The following is a 20,283-nucleotide window of genomic DNA, read 5'->3' on the forward strand; positions in this document are numbered from 1 at the left end:
ACAGTTATAAATAATTAGGCAGGAGTCATTTCAGTTATCAGTTATCAGTTATCAGTTATCAGTACTTCTGCCTGTTTGCGCAGCATGACCTAGGAAAGTATTGGGATTGAAATATTGAACTTTATTTTCTCTTGGTCGATTAGATATGGCGAGGAAACCTCGTCATCTCTCGACCGCTTTTTCATCCCCTTGTAGAGCGGTAGCTCGCGGTGCAGCCAAGGGGAGGCTTCAGACCTGATTTTTTGGTCAGGAGGGAAAAAAGTTCTATCACAGGCTTAAGCGGCCAGGATATAAGTCTTAATGTATCTAGCAAAACTTATTTTTAGAGATAGAAATGGAACTTTGCAATTACCCGAAATTCTTTATTCTTCTCACCCATTTTACTCTTAATAAACTCTACTACTGCCTAGTTGTCGATATTATTTAGGGGGGTTTCAGCATAATTATTTTTAGTATTAAAATCTGCTCCTTTATTAATAAGTAAAGCAGTGATTTCCTGGGTTTTACTTGCATAATGTAGTGGAGTATTCTCATTGTTCTTTTTCGCATTAACCTGAGCGACATGAGCAATTAGTATATTTATTACTTGAGATTCATTATCCTGAGTAGCATTATGTCATACCAATTCAATAAATGTTTGCTACAAATAGCTAGGGTATTTCTTAGAATTTCCTAGGTCATGCTCCGCTACCTCCTCGCTCCCGACCCTTTTCTCCTGTCTCCTATTCTCCTACCCCAGCAAAAAGACTTTCCATACGCAAACCCTATTTAGACCAGTTGCTTATCCGATAATTGGACTTGGACTGATTCACATATAGAAATGTCCTTAATACAAATATTTGGTAAGGTGATTAATTTCCTCTTGAGCTGATAAAATATGAAATGAACAATTAACTCCATAAATTATCAAAGAAATAAATAATTATGAGTATGATGCAAGCAGGTTCCGTTGACTTAAACTCCCCAGGACCAAGTGCTACACAAGGCGGTGACCTTAGCCGTTTTACACAAGTTGACTTTCCTACACCATTTCCAGAAGGAACAACTGTAATTGTCATTCCTATGGTTCAAACCTTTAATGGACCAGATAATCCAGGAGTCCGTCTTGCTGAGGTTACAACTACTGGATTTAAGATCCGAATGAATGAATTAGTTGCAAATGGTGGTAAGGAAACACTCTCAGATGGTAATCACACTACTGAAACAATTGGATGGGTAGCTTATTCTGTTTAATCCTGTAGAGTCTATACTGTAGCCTTGTCTGTAAATTTAACCACCGGGTTGCTATTCAAAATGATCGCACATCTATCTTGTGCGATCGCACTTATCAGAAAAAATTATATTGTTGTTTGATGAGAAATTAAATAAAATCTAGACTTAGGATCGCCCTCAAAGATATCCACTACTGCCCTATCAAAATTAACTAGCAATATAATCTGTAAATCAACAGTTAAAAACGAAGTTACTCATAGCGATCGCTAAAATTTTTCGATCATCGCTATCCGCTAACTATATAAACAATTAATTTTTTAATTCAGCAAAATTTCTAGCCTGAGAGTCAGCATTTTCTCTAAATATGGCCTGACAATCTTTCTTTTTGTCCTGTGGTCATAAATATTGATAGCTACAATATCTCAGAAATTATCTGAACCATAGTTAGTTTATAGATTGCAGGCAATATTATACGATAAAACAATCTATATTAGTAGCAAAATTTGTCATAATCTGCCCCTTAGTATTCTAGAGAGCAGGATTATAGTTATGTTGAAAATTTATAGGGCAATTATTATGAACGATAAGTATAATTGGGGTCAAAATGTACAGCCTGGGGTTCGCCGAATTTTGGATGCTAACCTAGATAGGGCCAGAGAAGGTTTAAGAATTATAGAAGAATGGTGTCGGTTTGGCCTCAATAATATACATTGGGCAAATGAATGTAAACAACTACGTCAAGAGATCGGCAGTTGGCATAGTACAGAATTAAGAATGTCCCGAAATACCCCTGGCGATCTAGGTACAGAATTGACTCATCCACAGGAAGAGCAACGCTCAGATGTTGAACAACTACTACAGGTTAACTTCTGTCGCTTAGAAGAAGCACTACGAGTTTTAGAAGAATACGGAAAAATTTATAATTCTCAGATGGGTTCCGCTTGTAAACAAATACGTTACCGAGTTTACACTATAGAAAGTGGACTTCTCGCCTATAGAAGATATCAGCAATTGCAAAACTCCTACCTTTATCTAGTTACCTCACCCAACGATAAATTAATCAATATAGTAGAAGCAGCTCTTCAGGGAGGGTTAACTCTTGTCCAATACCGCAACAAAACAGCAGACGATATAACAAGATTGACAGAAGCTCAAAAACTCTCTCAACTCTGCCATCGCTACGGCGCTCTATTTATTGTTAATGACCGAGTAGACCTGGCGATCGCTGTGGATGCAGATGGAGTTCATCTCGGACAGGATGATATACCAGTTAAGCTCGCTAGACAACTGCTTGGCCCTCAGAAACTTGTAGGTCGTTCCACTACAAACCCAGAAGAAATGAAGGGAGCTATTCAAGAAGAAGCGGACTATATTGGAGTAGGGCCAATATATGAAACTCCTACTAAGTTAGATAAACCAGCAGCAGGTTTAGAATACATTAGTTATGCTGTGAATAATTGTACTATTCCTTGGTTTGCCATTGGTGGAATTGATATGCAAAATTGTGATGAAGTTTTATCTTCTGGTGCGGAGCGTGTATCTGTAGTTAGGGCAATTATGCAGGCAGAGCAACCAACTTTAGTAACTCAATATTTTCTTTCTCAACTAAATCGCTATCAAGCCCTACGCTCTCACAATATATTACCAGAAAAAATCTAAATATTACTAGAATGTCAAGTCAAATTACGCTCAAAGTTAACGGAGAAACCCATACTTGTTTACCCCATACACTTTTACCTAATTTTCTGGAGCAGTTGGGGCTAAACCCTCGGTTAATAGCTGTGGAATATAATGGTGAGATTTTACATAGACAATTTTGGGACAAAACTGAAATACAAGCAGGGGACAAGTTGGAAATAGTTACTATTGTGGGAGGAGGTGTTGATTGAAGTCAGAAGTCAGAAGTTAGAAGTTAGAAGTTAGTGCCGCTACGCGGAAGTTAAAAGTCAAAATTTAAAAGTCAAAAGTATTGATTGGTAAGGCTTTTAGGATTTTGTGACTGGTCAGTTATTTGCGCCATCCTGCACTAGATTTGATAGACTAAAAACGGGGATTTATATTTATATATGGTTATAGCAACTCAAAACTATAGTGCTATATAATTAAGTATTAAGTAAATTCCTACCTAGACTGTAACCTCGACTACATACAGTACTGCCCGCTGCCCGTGAGGTAAACATCTAGCGGGCAAGATGCCCGCACTACAATAATTTTACCATTCAGGTCTTGTACATCGTTTGCCCGAAATATGCTGTAACTTTTGATATCTAGTAACTCAAGTACGGATATCCCAATAATTAAACACTCAGTTTTGATTGCAAAGTCTAGAAAGAAAGCTATACATTAAAGAAGGGTGGTGATGTATTGTAATGGTTGTGCATTGTCTTGATTTTTGTTACGAAAACAGTGGGAGCATCTTGCTCCCGTGCCAGGTATTGCTTTTTCCTGTATACCATTACTATGCAGAACTACTTAAAGAAAAAGAAGTATAGCAATAATAACAATTATTTATTTATGAATAAAAAACTGCTTTCCCAGATTGTAAAATCTGTCTTTGCCATAGCGCTAGTGTTTACTTTAGTCTTCAGTCAAGCTGATGCAGCTTTTGCCGCTCGAAGTGGAGGTCGTATGGGCGGTGGATCATTTAGAATGCCTAGTCGTACCTATGCATCACCTACCCGTAGTCCTGGAGGTGGTTACTATCCTAGAGGAGGTATTGGTTTCCCATTTTTACTACCTTTCTTTGGTTTCGGTGGGTTTGGTAGTCTGTTTACAATTTTGATTTTTATTGCGATCGCTAATTTCTTAGTTAGTAGTTTCCGAAGAGCAACTCAGGGAGATGAGTTTGAAAGCTATAGTAATAATCCTACAGTTTCTGTTGCTAGTGTACAAGTTGGTTTATTGGCGGAAGGTCGCAGTTTACAAACAGACCTTGATAGAATAGCTGAAAATGCTGATACTGGTTCTGCTGCGGGTAGAGCGCAAGTTCTCCAAGAAGCTACATTATCTTTATTGCGTCACCCTGAATATTGGGCTTATGGATCTGCCCAAAGTGAACAAGCAAAGCTAGACTTGGCAGAAGCAAAGTTTAATCAGTATGCTTTGGCTGAACGCAGTAAGTTTTCTGAGGAGACTCTTTCTAATTACAATAATAAATTAATTGATAAAGACCTTCAAACTTCTCTGTCTGTTAGTGAGACTAATGGTGAACTGGTAACTCAGCAAGTAGAAGCACCAGGGGAATATATTGTGGTTACTGTTGTTGTTGGTACTCAAAGTAAATTACAGTTACCAGTTATTAATAGTACGGAAGATGTCAGACGTGCTTTAAGTCAAATTGGTAGTATTTCTAGCGAGCAGTTATTAGCTGTTGAAGTTTTATGGACACCTCAAGCGAGTGGTGATACTTTGACATCTGAGGATATGGTTGCTGAGTATCCAAATCTTAAATTGGTTTAATCAAAAGAAGGAAGGAGGAAGGAGGAAGAAGGAAGAAGGAAGGAAGAACCGAAGTTGTGATGATTTTGATCGGGGTATAGCAAGTGGGAGCATCTTGCTCCCGTTCTGATTATTTTTGTCACTGGAGTAGGGTGTCGTTAGCGGCAGCGTAACGCACCCCAACTGATTTTTTATATATAGAACCTATTTGGTATCTTTGGACGCGGTATGTGCTTTTGGCTTCCGTCCTCAGTCTGAGCGAGCCAGTGAAAATTCAGGAACGAGAATGGGGAGGCCAGCGGATGAGACCCCGCGTCGCCCAATAGCAAACCTGGTAGCTTCCCTTGCAGGTAGGAAAATACTCTCATCCCCCCATCTCCCCATCTCCCCATCCCCCCATCCCCCATCTCCTTCTCTATTTTTAAATAGATCCACTCAGGGGTTCTATAGGAGTCGCCACTATAGTTAGGACATCGGGTAATTATGATAATTTATGACGCGAGCAAGATGCTCGCACTAATTGTCAAACATGAACCTGGCGGTTTGCTAGCTATTAGCATTTTCCGTACCGGAATGCTCCGCAAACAGCACTCAGCTTTCAGCGTAATAGTATAGGCAGTGGGAGCATCTTGCTCCCGTTCTAAATGTTGCTTGTCTCCATTTATCATTACGCCTACAGTAATACCAATTAGTGTACTGTTTGTTAAACTGTAATATTCCCCATTCTTAATTCCTGTAAGGGTGGGGAATATTTGTTTTTGATTTTTAATATATTGCTGATTGGCTCTAAGAATGAAAGGGGTAAAACTTTTCAAATTCCTGGTATGTAAAAGTTGTTTAATCGACAAAATTTTCTGATTTCTAGTAGATGCGATGGAATTTATAGTAAGCAGGACTTACGCAAAATATCAAATCACACACCATCTGTAGGGGCGAATGGCATTCGCCCTCCCTGTATGTAGAGTCTCTGCGTAAGTCCTGGTAAGATTACTTCGGAATTTATCAATATTTGATTGTTGTTTAATAATAGTAGCATAGCCAGGATATTTTAGGCAAATGTTATTGTCTAAAATATAATGTGAATAGTTATTATATTAATCCATATATTTCACAAATTAACTATCAGCTATCTCAGGGTCGCATCTGGTAAAAAATATCCTCAAACTTAAAACTTGAATCAATAAGTTTGAGGTAATTATAACTCGTACACAGATGCAATAAAGAATTAGTGATGAAGAACTGCAACCAAGCAATTAATTCCAGAGAATACAAATTAATTCTCAACATTAATCAATTTTATGACCGTACTCATACTGTAGAAAGATTTGGTAATTTAGTTGGGTCATTGACACAACAGTTTAAAGGAAAAGTTATTAGCCAACAAACTGAAGAAAAATATAGACACATTTATTACTTAGATACACCAAATTTTGATTTACGTCATCATGGTTTTATCCTGAGAATTAGGCGAGAAAAAAAATATCATCAACCAAAATATCAGATAACTCTCAAACATCGTGAGTCAGACCGCTATTTGTCAGCTTCACAGGATTTGTCGGCAACAAAACCAGGTAAGACTAAGTTTGAAGAAGATATAATTCCGCCATTTCAAAGCAAATTTTCTCAGTCAATATCTGTAACTAAAGATCGGCAGCCTAACTTTGAAAATATTAAACAAGTTGCGAAATTATTTCCTGGTTTAAAAGCTCTTGATATTCCCGAACAAACTTCAATTGGGTTAGTCAATAATTTTCGGGCTTTTGAAGTGGTAAAGAAACTAGCAAATTTACAATTTGGAGACAAACATATTGTGAAAACAGATTTAAGTTTATGGTATTTAAATACAACAGATAATTTACCGTTAATTGCAGAATTTTCACTTAAGTATCGTCTACCTAAAAAATTGTTGGAATCTCCAAAAAAATTAGAACAATTTCCTATGCCAATGATTCAAGGAACAAATTATTTGTTTAAAGCTTTGCAACAACAACGGGAATGGATAAATTTTCATCCTATGACTAAAACTGCTTATGTTTATGGTTAAGGAAATAAATTTCAAAATATGTTTTTGGCAGAAAAAAAATCTCTGTTTGCTGCTTAATTTAGTAGGGTGCTGTTAGCGACAGCGTAACTGAGCAAAACTCCAATGGGGAAAAATGGTGCGTGATACTTCACTTCGTTCCCCTCACACACCCTACTACTGAAAATTCTGACTCCTGAGTCCTGAGTCCTGTCTCCTTCTTCAGAAAAATGGTGCGTGATACTCCACTTCGTTCCGCTCACACACCCTACTGGACTGACACAGCTAAAACTATGCAGAGCGATTATTGGTGCGGGGGCGGGTTTACCTGGTCCTGGGTAAAACCATTAACTTAACGCGGGGGCGGGTTTACCTGGTCCTGGGTAAAACCATTAACTTAACGCGGATCCCGCCCCTACCCGCGGAACCCGCCCCTACTACTGTACATTAGATTATTGGTGCGGCGGCGGGTTTACCTGGTCTTGGGTAAAACCATTAACTTAACGCGGGGGCGGGTTTACCTGGTCCTGGGTAAAACCATTAACTTAACGCGGAACCCGCCCCTACCCGCGGAACCCGCCCCTACTACTGTACATTAGATTATTGGTGCGGGGGCGGGTTTACCTGGTCCTGGGTAAAACCATTAACTTAACGCGGAACCCGCCCCTACCCGATGCACCATTTTAGGCGTGTCACGCCACTACTACTCCTGACTCCTGTCTGCTGACTCCTGACTCCTGTTTCCTTCTTCAGTCACAAATCACTCAGATTTTTCTGAAAAGTTGCGCCACAATATAGGGAGAGTATAAATTACTAGACACTTGATTATTTTTGATAAATATGGTAATGGAGCAACTTTCCCAAAATTCTCTATCTGAAACAACTGTCAAACCAAAATTAGATTACGATTTAGTTATCGTCGGTGGGGGTATCGCTGGCACTGCTCTTGCTTGTGCTTTGAAAAATTCTGGCTTAAAAGTGGCATTGATTGAAAGTCAACCTAAGTCTGTAGTTGCAGCTAGAAAACTTGCTTATAATCTCTCCTTAACATCTGGCAGAATATTAGATGGCATCGGAGTTTGGCAACAAATTTTGCCTAACATCACTACATATCAGCAAATTAGTCTTTCTGATGGTAATTATCCCCGTACTGTCCAATTTTATCCTGATGATTTGGCTATTACTGGTAAAAGGCCAAGTTCAAAGGAGGGATTGGGTTATGTGGGAGAACATCAGGTGATGTTGACGGCAATGCAGGAATTTTTGGCAGACTGCGAACAACTTACTTGGTTATGTCCAGCGGAAGTTTTGCGGGTAGATTATAAATCGGATTTTGTGGAGGTTGAGCTAAAGCAGAAGGATACAGATAGTTTGTCTGGTGAAAATGAAAGTTTGACTGTCCGTTCTCGGTTGGTGGTAGGAGCAGATGGGGCGAGGTCTCCTATTCGTGAAGCTGCTAATATTGGGACTCATGGTTGGAAGTATTGGCAGTCTTGTGTGGCAATGACTATTAAAACTGAAAAGTCTCACAATAATATTGCTTTTGAGAGATTTTGGCCGAGTGGCCCCATGGGGGTTTTGCCCTTGCCGGGAAATCGCTGTCAGGTGGTTTGGACTGCTCCTCATGCTGAGGCGAAGGCGTTGCAAGAGTTGGATAAACAGGAATTTTTGGCTAAGTTGGAGTATCGCACTGCTGGAAAGTTGGGTAAGTTGGAGTTGTTGAGCGATCGCTACGTTTTTCCGGTACAGTTGATGCAGAGCGATCGCTATGTTCAACACCGTCTAGCTTTAATTGGGGATGCTGCTCATTGTTGTCATCCTGTGGGCGGTCAAGGTTTGAATATGGGTATTCGGGATGTAGGAGCGATCGCTGAGGTGATTAAGTTTGCTCATCAGCAAGGTGAGGATATTGGAGATATTCGGGTATTAAGGCGTTATGAAAGTTGGCGCAGAAAGGAGAATTTCGTAATTTTAGGGGTTACTGATTTTCTTGATAGAATGTTTTCTGCTAGTGTGTTGCCTATAGTAGCGGTTCGTCGTTTGGGTTTGTGGGGTATGGGAATAGTTCCGATTTTTAAGTCTTTGTCTTTGCGGGTGATGACTGGTTTATTTGGGCGTCATCCAGAATTAGCTCAGATGTTATCTGTTAAGTAGAGGAGTCATTTCAGTTATCAGTTAGCCTCCTATGGTCAGAACTGCGTTAACAGTTATCAGTTATCAGTACATCTACCTGAAGTATTGGGATTGAAATAATGCGCGATTGTTTGGTTCTGGTAAAGCCCCCTAAATCCCCCAAAATTGGGGGACTTTTAGAGTTTTATTCCCCCCAAAATTGGGGGACTTTTAGAGTTTTATACCATTTTCATAAAATATTGCTACAGTGGTTGATTTCTAGGTGTTAGGTGTTAGTTATGAGAGAAAACAAGTGCCAATTTTCCAATCCTTTGACCCCCGGATTTTACTGTAACAATCTTTCTTGAATTTGGTATTATTCCCCCCAATTTTGGGCAGGGCTAATTCATTGTAGTCAGAGAATATTTATATGGATATGAAATACAAAAAATTGTGCAAATAGCAAATAGATATAAGAATCTCCCCATCTCCCCATCTCCCCATCCCCCCATCCCCCCATCTCCCCATCTCCCCATCAATTTTTCTCTAGTGACAATAAATAGACCCTGCCAAAATTGGGGGGCTAGGGGGGGCAAAATCATACCCAGAATCAGCAACGTCGCTTTTTCAACCCTCTAACTCACACACAACCCTTTCTAATTCTGTTTTCAAGAAATTAGAAGCATCTTGTTGATAAATCTCCAGCAAACTACGATAAAACCATAACGAACCCTCTTTTCCTCCCTTAAATTTCTGCCAAACTGTATCGCCTTCTTGATAAAATTCAGCTAGAGTAGAACGAGCATTATGTAATTTATCTGCCATTGATACCCGCAGTACAGAAGTCGAAGCAGAACGCATTTTTTCCAAATACTGTAACTTGCGATCGCGCCAGGGTGGTTTAGGTATTGTCAAAGACTCGGTGCAACTATCAACAATACTAATAACTTTCTCTCCAAACTGCTGTCTAATTAATTCACGAGTTTTTTCTCCCCCCTGGTCTTCCACCGCATCATGTAAAAGAGCAGCGATCGCCTCATCCTCATCCCCACCATCTTCTAAAACCAACGCTGCCACACTTAGTAAGTGACTAATATAGGGAATATTATTGCCTTTTCTGACTTGATTAGCATGAAGTTGAGTTGCTAATACTAAAGCTTGTTCAAAACGATTTGAAAGTTTCATTTTTTTGATTATATGTTTTTATTTAGTAGTATACAGCGGTTTTCATTTCAGTAGACCATAGTAGGGGCGAATGGCATTTGCTAACGCAAAGCTCCGCTAACGCCCTTACAGAATTTTGGTTATGACGATGTGGTTTATCAATCTGAAAAGCGCTGTAAAGTAGTGGTAGAAAGGGGTTGAGAATATGAAGTCAAAAGTCAAAAGTCAAAAGTCAGATTTTACAGGCTCAAAACTTTGACACTACAGTAATTTTCTGACTCCTGAATTCTGAATTCTACAGGATTACGCACAGACTCTAGTTATGGGGAGGGCGAATGCCATTTGCTAACGCAGAGCTGCCGCTAACGCCCCTACAGATAGTGGTTTAAAGGTCAATTTGCGTAAGTCTTGTTCTAACTATTATAAAGTTTCCAAGTATCTTGAATATTTTCAGTCATAGTTTGACGCAAATCCCAAGGTAATAATACTTCAACTTTTGCCCCCCAAGCTCTCAAACGCATAATTATGTTGTAATCATCTTTACGATAGTTAATTCGACAATAAATATCATCGGGAGAACGAGATTTTAAAACTCTTAATAGTTGTTGTTTCTGCTCTAATTTATCCTTGGAATTATTAATCAAACTTTGAGCTTGTTTATAAGAAATATTTTGAAATAATTTTTCTCGTTCTGTGCCTTGAATATAAAGATTATGAAAGTAGCGATCGAAGCGAATTAGTAGCACATCTTGGGGCTTATAAAAATCAAACCCCCAAGCTTCACTTCTCTTTTTTTCTATTTCCTTTGGTGTTTTTGATTGACAAATTTTGAGAGAAAAATTAGGCAGATTAACTCTATTCCATTCTAATACCTCTAAACTTTTTATTCTGTCGAGACGATAATCATACCAATCTATTTTCGTGCCACTATCATCCTTTGGAGTTTGACCATAAGCAAATAGATAAGGGGCGCGCTGAGAATAGTAAATACAAACAGGATAGACTATATAATCTTCCCCATCATCTTGACGGTCTTGAAAATTTCTAGCACTAACATAAGTGATTTTTATAGGCGGAATAGGCTGAGAATGCCAAATTTCTTTGAGTTTTTCCCGGAACTCATTTATTCTTGATGATAACTTGTGATGTACGATATATTCAAGGTCTAAAAAAAACCGTTGTTCGTGATTAATTTCCCTACCAAAATCATCAAAAAAATCGGCTAAATCATTTTGAATAACATTTCCTACCTCTTGACGTTCGACAACTTCTTGTGAAGGTGTAGATGTGAGAAAATTAGGAAATGAGGAGACTTTAATATATTGAGTTTTAAATTTATTGAGATGATGATTAGTTTTGACTTGTCTCGCCCGCAACCAACCCATTGAAACTAAAGCTTGAAAATCATATTGAAAGTTTTTTCGTGTTTTAGCTAATAAACGATTTTTTTGTTGTTTGGTCTGGTTTTTCTGTGTATTAATTATGCCAAAATTTAATAAGTTATTTAGTTGCTGTACGGTAATTGGGTAAAGCTGAATAAAAGACTTTTTCCATTCCCGTGCATTAGAACCTATAGTTGGTTCAAATAGCCAATCAGGAGTTGTTTTAGCACAAGGACATTTAGGGTCGTGGTAGATAGGAATTTTATCATTTTTGTGATACTCAAATTCTGTAAAAAACCTCTCGCACCAGTCATTGTAAGTAAATTTATCGGTCAATTTTACCTTGATTGGATCTGTTTCAGGACCATATATAGAACGTAAAATTACCCAAAGACGTACTGCTTTAGGTAAGTTTTGTTTTAAAGAACCTCGTGCTAATATCTGTAAAAATTCAACATCAGGTGAAAATTTAAAAACATCAGATGTTGTAAAGTTTTCTTGATTCATTATTCTAATTTTAAGAAGAAAGGCAGAAGTTTATTAAGAGGTTGTCTGAGAAGTCCCATTTGCTAGATATAAGCCCCCTAAATCCCCCAATTTTGGGGGACTTTGAGAAGCAAATTGACTCTTGTTCCCCCCAAAGTTGGCAGGGCTAATTCATTGTCGCCAGAGAAAAATATTGAGGAGTACAATGATTGTTGTCAAGTATTGAGTTAAGCTAACTATTCTCAATATTAGGGCTTAGATAGAAATGAACTTATTACAAATATTGGCCCAATTACCAGATTTTCGAGCTGCTAGAGGGAGACGTTATCCATTATGGTTAGTATTACTGTTAGTAATTATGGGTACAATGAGCGGTTGTTTCTCCTATTGTGCCCTAGAAGATTTTGCTCGTCGTCATCATCTGGCATTACAGCAACAACTAGAGCTATCGCCTTTGAGTTTTCCAACTGAAGTCTACATTTCGGCGAATTATGACCAGAATTGATTTTGCTCAATTAGCTCAAGTATTCAATCAATGGGCTCAACACCAAATAACAATTCAAGAGGCCGAATGGTTAGCAGTGGACGGTAAGAGTATTAGGTCTACTGTCAGTGACTGTTATGGTTCTTACCAAGACTTTGTCAATGTTGTTTCTGTGTTCAGTAATTGTCAAGGAGTACCTGTAGCCATAGAACAATTTCACGTGGGAAGAAAGTAGTGAAATTGCTGTTGTCCAAGCCATATTGGCTAGTTTAAACCTTGAAGGAGTAGTTTTTAGTTGCGATGCTTTACATTGTCAAAAAAAAACCGTCAAGTTAATCATTGACAGAGGTAACCATTACACAATAGCAGTCAAGGGTAATCAAAAAAAAACTGTACCAGCAAGTACAACTAACAACTGAACAAACACAACCAAGTAGTGTTGATATATCAGAAGATAGATCTAGAAATCGTGTGGTTTGTAGAACAGTGTCTGTGTTTAATAATCTGTTGGGAATTAGCTCTGAGTGGGAAGGAATTAAGTCTGTGATTAGAGTTGAGCGTCAGGGTACACGAGCAAGTGTTGACTATTATCAAACAGCTTACTACATTAGCAGTCTGAAATTAAGTGCAGCAGAATTTGCAGTAGGAATTCAGGGACATTGGGGAATTGAGAATCGACTACATTGGGTTAAAGATGTAGTGTTTCGAGAGGACACAAGTCTAATTCGGCACTCTCAAGCTGCTGCTAATTTTTCTGTGATTCGTCAGTTGGCGATCGCTATCTGTCGCCTTCATGGTTATTCTTCCCTCACTACTGCGATTCGTACCATTGCTCACGATTTGGAGCAGATTTTTCTGATGATTATAAATCTAGAACTGTAGTCATTGAGAATTGAAATTGGCCCATACACAGAACCTCACTCCCCCCTAGTTTTCGATTTCAATAGTTCTGGTATTGGCGATCGCGACTGATATTAGCGATCGCGACTGAGTCTGTGACATAAATTTTTCCTGTATAAGTATGATAATTTAGGGGAAAAGACTATGAAATACTTGACAATATGGCCAAACTTGTACTCCTCAATATTTTTCTCTGGCGACAATGAATTAGCCCTGCCCAAAGTTGGGGGGTTAGGGGGGCAAAATATTGATAATTACCTCTGGTTAAAACCGTTCTTGATTGAATATAAGGAAATCATATTTCTTCTCTTGGTAGAAAAGAAATGTTTAAAAAAGAAGGTTTTTTATAATTAACAGGACTTACGCAAATTCTTAGATAAAACGCTATCTGTAGAGGGCGAATGCCATTCGCCCCTACCAGATATGGCGCTTGGTGCGTAAGTCCTGATTAATAAACATCTCGAATAATAAAAAATCAAATCAATTATCCCACAGAAATTATCAATTATTTCCCCCTACTCTATACGGACGTTGCATGCAACGTCCCCACCGCCAACTCCCTCTTTTCTAGAGATGTTTATTCTGACTTCTGAATTCTGAATTCTGCATTCTGAATTCTGAATTCTATTATAGTACAAGATTGTAGAAAGCCCCCTTTCATATTGTGGTGTAAAGTAAAAAAGTCAATAAAAAAAGGGAAAAATAGATGGCTTCCTACAATATTCGCTTAGAAAAAGATACTCTCAAAGTAGACTTTGCTAAAACTCCGAATGGTGAAGCTATTCAAGTTGATGGAGACCAAATTGTCAAAGATGTAGCAAAACAGCTAGACCAAATGATTTCTGCAGGAGAACTTAAAGGTGGGAAACTGCTGAAAATTTACGGACGTATTTCTGTATTAGCAAGTTATACTTTTGCCCATCAACTAGGACATTTATATGGAGCGATCGCTGTTTCAGATACTCGTTTAAGTGCTTATGTTGTTGTTATCAGCACAACTCCCGACTATCCTTTAGGAACTCGTATTGACTTGGAAACTGGTGAAATTATACAAGTATCTCCTGCGCCTTCGGTAGAACTATCATTTTTAACATATTGGGAAGATGATATTTTAATTGCCAAAATTAAAAATGCTGGGGAAGTTGAGGGCGATCGAATTCTCAAAGACGCGAAAATACAGTTAGAAAATTTAATTAATTCCGGGCAATTACCAGGTGGTAAAAAACTGTTAAAAATCAACGGACGTTCAACAGTATTAGCTAGTTTTTTCATAGCGAATAAATTAGCTCATAAATATAGTGGTATAGCCGTTTTTGACCCCAGAATTGGGTATGTAGTAACTATCAGTCATGCTCAATCTTATCAAGTAGGACAAGTATTAAATATAGAAAATCATGTCAACCATCAACCTACTAAAGTAGTTTTATGCGGACCTGCAAATACTGGTAAAACTGTTTTGCGAGATGGTTTAAAAAAAGTTATTTTGAGTTTAGAATCAGCTCCACAAGATTTTTATTCAATTTCAGCTTGTCCTGATGGTGATGGAGCTTTTTATTCTGAAACTGCCAAGAAATATCCAGAGTTAGCCAAGCAATTAAAAGTTGAATATAAAGCTAAATTTACGCCAGAATTTGCCGAAGGAAAGGCACGAGATATCCAAAGAATTAAAAATTCCTTATTGTTGTTTGATGTGGGAGGAAAAACTTCTCCAGAAAATCAAGTAATTATGTCTGAAGCTACTCATGCAGTGATTTTAGCCAAAGCTGAATCTGAAGTTATTGAATGGCAAAATTTTTGTCAAAATGAACTGAAAAAAACTTTACCCATAATCGCAATTATCTACAGCAATTATGAGGCAAAAGAGGATAAAGTTGAGAGAAAAGATTCGATTTTAACAGGTATTGTACATCATCTAGAAAGAGGAGAAAATGTTTCTACTCGCCCAATGATACAAGCATTAGCCTCAGAAATTGTCAAGTTAGTAAACCGGCACTAAATTTTCGGAAAATAATTTATATCATGTCCTGATAATCAGTTATAACGCGTAGCGCTAGGGAATAGGGAACCCACCCTAACCCTCCCAGGAGGGAGTAATTGATAATTTATGTACGATAATTGATTTTATTTTTTATTTTTGGAGATGTCTATCAAAAATTTTGAAAGAGGACTCCCGTTATAATCTTTGATTTAACGGTGAGATGAATTTCAAAGTGGTAAGTTAATTGAAGAGTTGCAAATTAAGGAAGCATCAGTTACAGTTATTAGCAGCCGTGGGGCACACGGTTAAATAAAAGCGCACCGCCTGCGCTGAGGTTCCCTCAGCGTAAAGACGGAGCAAGAGAGCTTGTGGAGATGGTCTGACGGGGGTATAACTCAACTTGTTTGATTTGCTACCTAGTTAAGAATCTGGGAAACAAGAATCTCCCGTTATAATCTTTGATTTAACGGTGAGAGTGTCAATTGTAATAATTTTTTACACTGTCAAAAATTAATATTTTCCACCATATTAATATGATGCTAGTGGAAGTAAACAATCCAAACAAGGAGTGTTAAATTATGTCTGATATGGAACAGGACGCTAAGTTGTGGTTGCATGGTGAAACCTATGGCTTCAAAAGTCTCCCACCAACTAAAGACCATGACACAATTATTAAATCAGTTCTTATTTGTGCAAAAGGAGATGGGGTACTAGCACCAGAAGAAAGAAATTGGATTGTTGGTCGTGCTGCTGCACTGGGTAGTCAGGGATATGAATTAGCTAAAACTTACCTAGCAGATGAGGATGTAATTGATGTTTTAAGTCAGGCACCTGCTGTGAATAAAGGTGGTCGTCGTACAGTTATTTATCTGGCCATTAAGACTTGTAGCGCTGATGGAGAATTACACCCAGATGAAATGGCTAAAATTTACCAAATAGCAGAAAAACTAGGGTTGTCAAAAGATGTTGTTGATTCTCTCAAGGAACTTTGTGCTGAGGAAGCTAAGGTGCGACAAAAACGGATAGGTATGTTATTCCCTGATGGCGCTCCTTACTAAACCAGGACTTACGCAAATTAACCTTTGAAGCACCATCTGTAGGGGCGTTAACGTAGTTGTGCGTAGCAAATGGCATTTGCGTTCCGCAGAGCTGCCGCTAACGCCCTTGCTATATGTAGAGTCCCTGCGTAAGTCGTGTAAACTTGATTTTTAGTTACTGAACCTAGAGCTTCCCGTATTAACTAAGCTCAGAACGCAAAGCATTTTCATTAATGGATAATTGATAATGGATAATTGATAATTACCTCTGGTTAAAACTGCTACGGAATTGAATATAAGGAAATATTATTTCTTCTCTTGGTCGATTGGATATGGTTAGGAAACCCATCCATCCCACCCTTCGGGAAGCTACGCTAACGACCGCTTTTTTCCCCTTAAAAGGGGAGGCTTTAAACCAAAATTATTTAATTATTAATTATTAATTATTCGGTAAGTTTCTGTTGGGTTGCGCTAACGCTTAACCCAACCTACTGGAGCGATAGTCTATTGCTCGAACCAGAAATTTTTCTATTTTAAAAGCGTCAGGACTTACGCAGAACCACCACATCTAGTAGGGGCGTTAACGATAGTTATGCGAAGCAAACGGCCGTTTGCTGACGCATAGCTCCGCTAACGCCCCTACAAATGGTGTATAATTTCCTTTTTTGCGTAAGTCCTGAGCGTGTGAAATTACTCTGCCTAACTATCAAAATATTGATGACTTAAAAAAGGCACTTCAACTACTTCCCCTTCCACATCTCCTACTTGAACTTTTAAACCTACTCCACCTGCTTTAGTTTTAATATAAACCAAACCAAAATAACCCTCATTAGTTTCCGTAAAACTTGTTAGTTTCCCCACTTTTTCATCTCCAACTTTCACAACATTTCCTAATTCCGCCATCCCATTTAAACGTACTCCCAAAAGTCTTTGTTTCACACCTTTATATGTGTTTAAACGAGCAATAGTTTCTTGACCAATGTAACAACCTTTCTCAAAAGAAATGGTATTCCATAAACCAGCTTCGAGAGGGTTATAGTCATCTGTAAGTTCATAGTCTGGTGCGGGACGACCTTCCTGTATTCTCAGTTGTTGCCATAGGCGATCGCCCATAGGTACTGCTCCTGTTTCTGTTAACATTTGCCAAACCTTAGCAGCATTATTTACAGGAACTATCAAAGTGCATCCCTCTGTTGCCAACCCACTACCAACAGTAAAGCGAACTTCTACATCTTTTAGACTTATTAACTGGTGACTAGCGTGGGGTGCATCTGGAGGAGTTATCCCTGATAATTTGGCGATGGAGTTTTTGCTTTCTGGTCCAATGAGACTAAATATTGCGTATTCGCTACTAATATCTTTCACTTCTACCCTGTCCATCGGGAACAGATAACGGTCAAACCACTCTATTAACTGTTGACAACGGGTGGGAGAGACTAACAACAAAACTGCATCTTCTATCACATAAGCTGTTGCTAAGTCAATAGTACGAGCAGTGGGGGTGACAAAAACTGTCTCACAACCTTCACCTGGTTTGAGAATATTGAAATTATTCGTGCTTTGGTTATGTAGAAACCGGAGACGGTCATCGTCGGAAATTTGTATTAGTCCCCAATGAGAGCGATCGCATACAGCTACTCCCTGTTTTGTTGCTTCTATTGCTTGAGTATTATTACCAAAACTAACTGGAATTGAGTCTTGAAAAGTTGCACCATTAGATGTTTGAATATTCTGTAATTCTTGGTTCATAATTATATTTTATTCTGTTGATTTTTATTTAATTAGCTATCAGCGCTTCAGCTTTTTGATCTTGGGTTTATACCCAGGCAAAAGAGTGCGCCAGATGGTTTAGTCTGGGTTAAAATCCCCCGTAAAAAAAAAGTTCTAATGCTGACCGCTGACCGCTGACTGCTGACTGCTATCTAATACAAATAGTTCTTTTGTTCTGAGAAAATATATCTATACTGTTGGTAAGTTAGCCATCATATTTTCTACTACTTTCAGAGCTTTTTCGTCAATATGCTCCCAATTTACATTTCCTTCATCGTTTAGTAAGCTAGTATCGACTTCAACTTCTACTGTTTGGTCAGCACTATGAGTAACATGATAGTTACTAAAACAAACTTGATAGCAAAGTTCCCAGATATCAATACTAACTTTTTGGTCTTGATATTCTAAATCTAATCTATAGCCTGGAATTGGTGTTTGTACTTCTTGATAATCTCCTTGCCAAACAGAACTATCTAGTTTTTTACGAATATGATCTAATAATCTGATGAAGGCAGGTTGCATGAGTAGTTCAGCTTGTTTCCAGGCAGTAATGTTATTAATTTTAGGCTTCATTTAATTTGATTCAGAAACATTAAACTTCTTGCAGAATTCAGGGAATAGGGAATAGGGAATAGGGAGATAAAATTGTTTATTTCATATCTTGAATTGGTTTAATTAAAACTTTTGCAAGAGGTATATTCATTAATATAATATTTATTGGGAATAATTATTCACATTTTGTCAATCTTTTAACTTTTAACTTTTAAACTTTTGCTTCAATACTATCAGGACTTACGCACGGACATTAAATCCACTGAGGGCGAATGCCATTCGCCCCTACATATGGTGCTTTAAAAGTCAACTTACCTAAGTCCTGACTATCTCGCTTTTGACTTTTAAACTTTTAACTTTTAAACTTTTGCGTGAATACTATCTCACTTTTGACTTTTGACTTTTGACTTTTGACTTTTGACTTTCAAACTTTTAATTTTTGACTTTTGACTTTTGACTTTCAAACTTTTGACTTCATTTATGTTATTGTTAATAATTAATTAACATTTAATGGCTAAAGTTAAAACGTAATGGTTAAACAGCGCGTACTCTCTGGAGTTCAACCAACTGGAAACCTTCATATTGGAAATTATTTAGGTGCTATTCGCAACTGGGTGGAGGGTCAAAAAGAATATGATAATTTTTTCTGTGTAGTAGACTTACACGCTATTACAGTACCACACAATCCAGCGACACTAACTACAGATACTTACACTATTGCAGCGTTATATTTAGCTTGTGGTATAGACCTGGATTGTTCTACCATATTCGTACAATCTCATATTCCAGCTCATAGTGAATTGACATGGTTACTGAACTGTATTACTCCACTGAATTGGTTGACAGATATGATCCAATTTAAGGAAAAATCAGTTAAGCAAGGAGAAAATGTAGGTACAGGTTTATTAGATTATCCAGTTTTGATGGCTGCAGATATTTTACTTTATGATGCAGATAAGGTTCCTGTGGGAGAAGACCAAAAACAACACTTGGAGCTGACCCGCGATATTGCAGTTAGATTTAATCATCAGTTTGGTCAGGAGGAAAAGATACTAAAATTACCAGATCCTTTGATTAGAAAAGAGGGTGCGCGGGTAATGAGTTTGACAGATGGTACTAGCAAAATGTCTAAATCTGACCCTTCAGAATTGAGTAGAATTAGTTTATTAGACCCACCAGATGTAATTACAAAAAAAATTAAACGTTGTAAAACAGACCCAGTTAAGGGTTTAGAATTTGATAATCCTGAGCGACCTGAATGCAATAATTTATTAACCCTTTATCGATTATTTTCAGACAAAACAAAAGAAGAAGTAGCAGTAGAATGTCAGGATATGGGATGGGGACAATTTAAGCCTTTATTAACTGAGGCAACTATTGAAGCTTTGAAACCAATTCAAACAAAATATAAAGAAATAATGGACGATAAAGGTTATTTAGAATCTGTTTTAGCTGAAGGTAGACAAAAAGCAGGAGCAGTTGCTAATCAAACATTAGCAAAAGTGAAAGCAGCTTTAGGTTATTCTGTGCCAATTTAGAAGTCAAAAGTCAAAAGTCAAAAGTTAAAAGTTAAAAGTTAAAAGTTAAAAGTCAAGAGTAAGATTTTATCATCTCAAAACTTTGATGCGACAGTAATTTACCGAAAAATTGTGGTATAAAGCCTACCCTTTTAAGGGGATAAAAAGGAAAAATTTCATGATTAGTCAATCCTATCCGTGTTAAAGGAGAGGTAATTCTAAATTCTAAAT

Annotated in this window: 19 protein-coding genes and 1 pseudogene; 12 read left to right on the forward strand and 8 right to left on the reverse strand. The window is 37.9% G+C overall.

Features of this window, described 5'->3' with window-relative positions; translation table 11 throughout:
• Window positions 1-406: 406 nt before the first annotated feature.
• Window positions 407-604: pseudogene (locus SAGCYANO_RS50040) on the reverse strand (ankyrin repeat domain-containing protein); the annotation flags it as partial.
• Between the two features lie 320 nt (window positions 605-924).
• On the opposite strand from SAGCYANO_RS50040, the gene SAGCYANO_RS06375 reads away from it, so the two are divergent.
• The 4 genes from SAGCYANO_RS06375 (at window position 925) to SAGCYANO_RS06390 (ending at window position 4,671) form a co-directional block, all read left to right on the forward strand.
• Window positions 925-1,233 carry a hypothetical protein gene (locus SAGCYANO_RS06375; protein ID WP_202219306.1) on the forward strand — a complete coding sequence of 103 codons (309 nt, stop codon included), beginning with the start codon at window positions 925-927 and terminating at the stop codon, window positions 1,231-1,233.
• Window positions 1,234-1,788: 555 nt separating this feature from the next.
• The gene (locus SAGCYANO_RS06380) at window positions 1,789-2,871 is read left to right on the forward strand and encodes a thiamine phosphate synthase (RefSeq protein WP_202219361.1); all 1,083 of its coding nucleotides are present in this window, start codon (window positions 1,789-1,791) and stop codon (window positions 2,869-2,871) included.
• An 11-nt stretch (window positions 2,872-2,882) separates the two neighbouring features.
• Window positions 2,883-3,101 carry a sulfur carrier protein ThiS gene (thiS, locus tag SAGCYANO_RS06385; RefSeq protein WP_202219307.1) on the forward strand — a complete coding sequence of 73 codons (219 nt, stop codon included), beginning with the start codon at window positions 2,883-2,885 and terminating at the stop codon, window positions 3,099-3,101.
• A gap of 625 nt (window positions 3,102-3,726) precedes the next feature.
• Window positions 3,727-4,671, forward strand: a complete 945-nt coding sequence (locus SAGCYANO_RS06390) for a DUF1517 domain-containing protein (protein ID WP_202219308.1) — start codon at window positions 3,727-3,729, stop codon at window positions 4,669-4,671.
• A gap of 228 nt (window positions 4,672-4,899) precedes the next feature.
• Here SAGCYANO_RS06390 and SAGCYANO_RS06395 read toward each other — a convergent pair whose 3' ends face one another.
• Window positions 4,900-5,085 carry a hypothetical protein gene (locus SAGCYANO_RS06395; protein WP_202219309.1) on the reverse strand — a complete coding sequence of 62 codons (186 nt, stop codon included), beginning with the start codon at window positions 5,083-5,085 and terminating at the stop codon, window positions 4,900-4,902.
• Between the two features lie 56 nt (window positions 5,086-5,141).
• The gene (locus tag SAGCYANO_RS06400; protein WP_202219310.1) at window positions 5,142-5,498 is read right to left on the reverse strand and encodes a hypothetical protein; all 357 of its coding nucleotides are present in this window, start codon (window positions 5,496-5,498) and stop codon (window positions 5,142-5,144) included.
• 380 nt (window positions 5,499-5,878) lie between these two features.
• Here SAGCYANO_RS06400 and SAGCYANO_RS06405 point away from each other — a divergent pair, with 380 nt between their 5' ends.
• Both SAGCYANO_RS06405 and SAGCYANO_RS06410 read left to right on the forward strand, forming a co-directional pair.
• Complete coding sequence (locus tag SAGCYANO_RS06405) at window positions 5,879-6,694, forward strand: hypothetical protein (RefSeq protein ID WP_202219311.1); 816 nt, start codon at window positions 5,879-5,881, stop codon at window positions 6,692-6,694.
• Window positions 6,695-7,510: 816 nt separating this feature from the next.
• Window positions 7,511-8,824 carry an FAD-dependent hydroxylase gene (locus tag SAGCYANO_RS06410; protein ID WP_202219312.1) on the forward strand — a complete coding sequence of 438 codons (1,314 nt, stop codon included), beginning with the start codon at window positions 7,511-7,513 and terminating at the stop codon, window positions 8,822-8,824.
• A 359-nt stretch (window positions 8,825-9,183) separates the two neighbouring features.
• On the opposite strand, the gene SAGCYANO_RS06415 is transcribed toward SAGCYANO_RS06410, so the two are convergent.
• From SAGCYANO_RS06415 to SAGCYANO_RS06425, 3 genes are all read right to left on the reverse strand, one after another.
• Window positions 9,184-9,384: a hypothetical protein gene (locus tag SAGCYANO_RS06415; RefSeq protein WP_202219313.1), complete on the reverse strand. Its 201-nt coding sequence runs from the start codon at window positions 9,382-9,384 to the stop codon at window positions 9,184-9,186.
• Between the two features lie 25 nt (window positions 9,385-9,409).
• Window positions 9,410-9,967, reverse strand: a complete 558-nt coding sequence (locus SAGCYANO_RS06420; RefSeq protein ID WP_202219314.1) for an HD domain-containing protein — start codon at window positions 9,965-9,967, stop codon at window positions 9,410-9,412.
• 392 nt (window positions 9,968-10,359) lie between these two features.
• Complete coding sequence (locus SAGCYANO_RS06425) at window positions 10,360-11,835, reverse strand: TIGR03985 family CRISPR-associated protein (RefSeq protein WP_202219315.1); 1,476 nt, start codon at window positions 11,833-11,835, stop codon at window positions 10,360-10,362.
• A gap of 244 nt (window positions 11,836-12,079) precedes the next feature.
• On the opposite strand from SAGCYANO_RS06425, the gene SAGCYANO_RS06430 reads away from it, so the two are divergent.
• The 5 genes from SAGCYANO_RS06430 (at window position 12,080) to SAGCYANO_RS06455 (ending at window position 16,234) form a co-directional block, all read left to right on the forward strand.
• Window positions 12,080-12,319: a transposase family protein gene (locus SAGCYANO_RS06430; protein ID WP_202219316.1), complete on the forward strand. Its 240-nt coding sequence runs from the start codon at window positions 12,080-12,082 to the stop codon at window positions 12,317-12,319.
• Complete coding sequence (locus SAGCYANO_RS06435) at window positions 12,306-12,533, forward strand: hypothetical protein (protein ID WP_202219317.1); 228 nt, start codon at window positions 12,306-12,308, stop codon at window positions 12,531-12,533. Before SAGCYANO_RS06430 ends, SAGCYANO_RS06435 begins: the two co-directional genes overlap by 14 nt.
• Window positions 12,534-12,688: 155 nt before the next feature.
• Entirely contained in the window at window positions 12,689-13,180 is a 492-nt protein-coding gene (locus tag SAGCYANO_RS06445) for an ISAs1 family transposase (protein WP_255502477.1), read from the forward strand.
• Between the two features lie 724 nt (window positions 13,181-13,904).
• Complete coding sequence (locus tag SAGCYANO_RS06450; RefSeq protein WP_237395855.1) at window positions 13,905-15,194, forward strand: CRISPR-associated protein Csx3; 1,290 nt, start codon at window positions 13,905-13,907, stop codon at window positions 15,192-15,194.
• Between the two features lie 560 nt (window positions 15,195-15,754).
• A complete protein-coding gene (locus tag SAGCYANO_RS06455; RefSeq protein WP_202219319.1) occupies window positions 15,755-16,234 on the forward strand; it encodes a TerB family tellurite resistance protein in 480 nt (159 codons plus the stop codon).
• Between the two features lie 678 nt (window positions 16,235-16,912).
• Here SAGCYANO_RS06455 and SAGCYANO_RS06460 read toward each other — a convergent pair.
• Both SAGCYANO_RS06460 and SAGCYANO_RS06465 read right to left on the reverse strand, forming a co-directional pair.
• The gene (locus SAGCYANO_RS06460; RefSeq protein ID WP_202219320.1) at window positions 16,913-17,962 is read right to left on the reverse strand and encodes a folate-binding protein YgfZ; all 1,050 of its coding nucleotides are present in this window, start codon (window positions 17,960-17,962) and stop codon (window positions 16,913-16,915) included.
• A gap of 210 nt (window positions 17,963-18,172) precedes the next feature.
• Window positions 18,173-18,556 carry a hypothetical protein gene (locus tag SAGCYANO_RS06465; RefSeq protein WP_202219321.1) on the reverse strand — a complete coding sequence of 128 codons (384 nt, stop codon included), beginning with the start codon at window positions 18,554-18,556 and terminating at the stop codon, window positions 18,173-18,175.
• 509 nt (window positions 18,557-19,065) lie between these two features.
• Here SAGCYANO_RS06465 and trpS point away from each other — a divergent pair.
• Window positions 19,066-20,073, forward strand: coding sequence for a tryptophan--tRNA ligase (gene trpS, locus SAGCYANO_RS06470; RefSeq protein ID WP_202219322.1), 1,008 nt, complete (start codon window positions 19,066-19,068; stop codon window positions 20,071-20,073).
• Window positions 20,074-20,283: the final 210 nt, after the last annotated feature.

The organism is Okeania sp. KiyG1 (genome assembly GCF_014132355.1).
Taxonomy (GTDB): Bacteria; Cyanobacteriota; Cyanobacteriia; order Cyanobacteriales; family Microcoleaceae; genus Okeania.

What these genes read in the sequence shown, in the direction of transcription:
- SAGCYANO_RS06415 (WP_202219313.1), bottom strand. Translation starts at nt 9,384, where the DNA reads ATGATTTTGCCCCCCCTAGCCCCCCAATTTTGGCAGGGTCTATTTATT.
- trpS (WP_202219322.1), top strand. Translation starts at nt 19,066, where the DNA reads ATGGTTAAACAGCGCGTACTCTCTGGAGTTCAACCAACTGGAAACCTT.
- SAGCYANO_RS06465 (WP_202219321.1), bottom strand. Translation starts at nt 18,556, where the DNA reads ATGAAGCCTAAAATTAATAACATTACTGCCTGGAAACAAGCTGAACTA.
- SAGCYANO_RS06425 (WP_202219315.1), bottom strand. Translation starts at nt 11,835, where the DNA reads ATGAATCAAGAAAACTTTACAACATCTGATGTTTTTAAATTTTCACCT.
- SAGCYANO_RS06390 (WP_202219308.1), top strand. Translation starts at nt 3,727, where the DNA reads ATGAATAAAAAACTGCTTTCCCAGATTGTAAAATCTGTCTTTGCCATA.
- SAGCYANO_RS06380 (WP_202219361.1), top strand. Translation starts at nt 1,789, where the DNA reads ATGAACGATAAGTATAATTGGGGTCAAAATGTACAGCCTGGGGTTCGC.
- thiS (WP_202219307.1), top strand. Translation starts at nt 2,883, where the DNA reads ATGTCAAGTCAAATTACGCTCAAAGTTAACGGAGAAACCCATACTTGT.
- SAGCYANO_RS06450 (WP_237395855.1), top strand. Translation starts at nt 13,905, where the DNA reads ATGGCTTCCTACAATATTCGCTTAGAAAAAGATACTCTCAAAGTAGAC.
- SAGCYANO_RS06410 (WP_202219312.1), top strand. Translation starts at nt 7,511, where the DNA reads ATGGTAATGGAGCAACTTTCCCAAAATTCTCTATCTGAAACAACTGTC.
- SAGCYANO_RS06460 (WP_202219320.1), bottom strand. Translation starts at nt 17,962, where the DNA reads ATGAACCAAGAATTACAGAATATTCAAACATCTAATGGTGCAACTTTT.
- SAGCYANO_RS06420 (WP_202219314.1), bottom strand. Translation starts at nt 9,967, where the DNA reads ATGAAACTTTCAAATCGTTTTGAACAAGCTTTAGTATTAGCAACTCAA.
- SAGCYANO_RS06375 (WP_202219306.1), top strand. Translation starts at nt 925, where the DNA reads ATGAGTATGATGCAAGCAGGTTCCGTTGACTTAAACTCCCCAGGACCA.
- SAGCYANO_RS06435 (WP_202219317.1), top strand. Translation starts at nt 12,306, where the DNA reads ATGACCAGAATTGATTTTGCTCAATTAGCTCAAGTATTCAATCAATGG.
- SAGCYANO_RS06430 (WP_202219316.1), top strand. Translation starts at nt 12,080, where the DNA reads ATGAACTTATTACAAATATTGGCCCAATTACCAGATTTTCGAGCTGCT.
- SAGCYANO_RS06455 (WP_202219319.1), top strand. Translation starts at nt 15,755, where the DNA reads ATGTCTGATATGGAACAGGACGCTAAGTTGTGGTTGCATGGTGAAACC.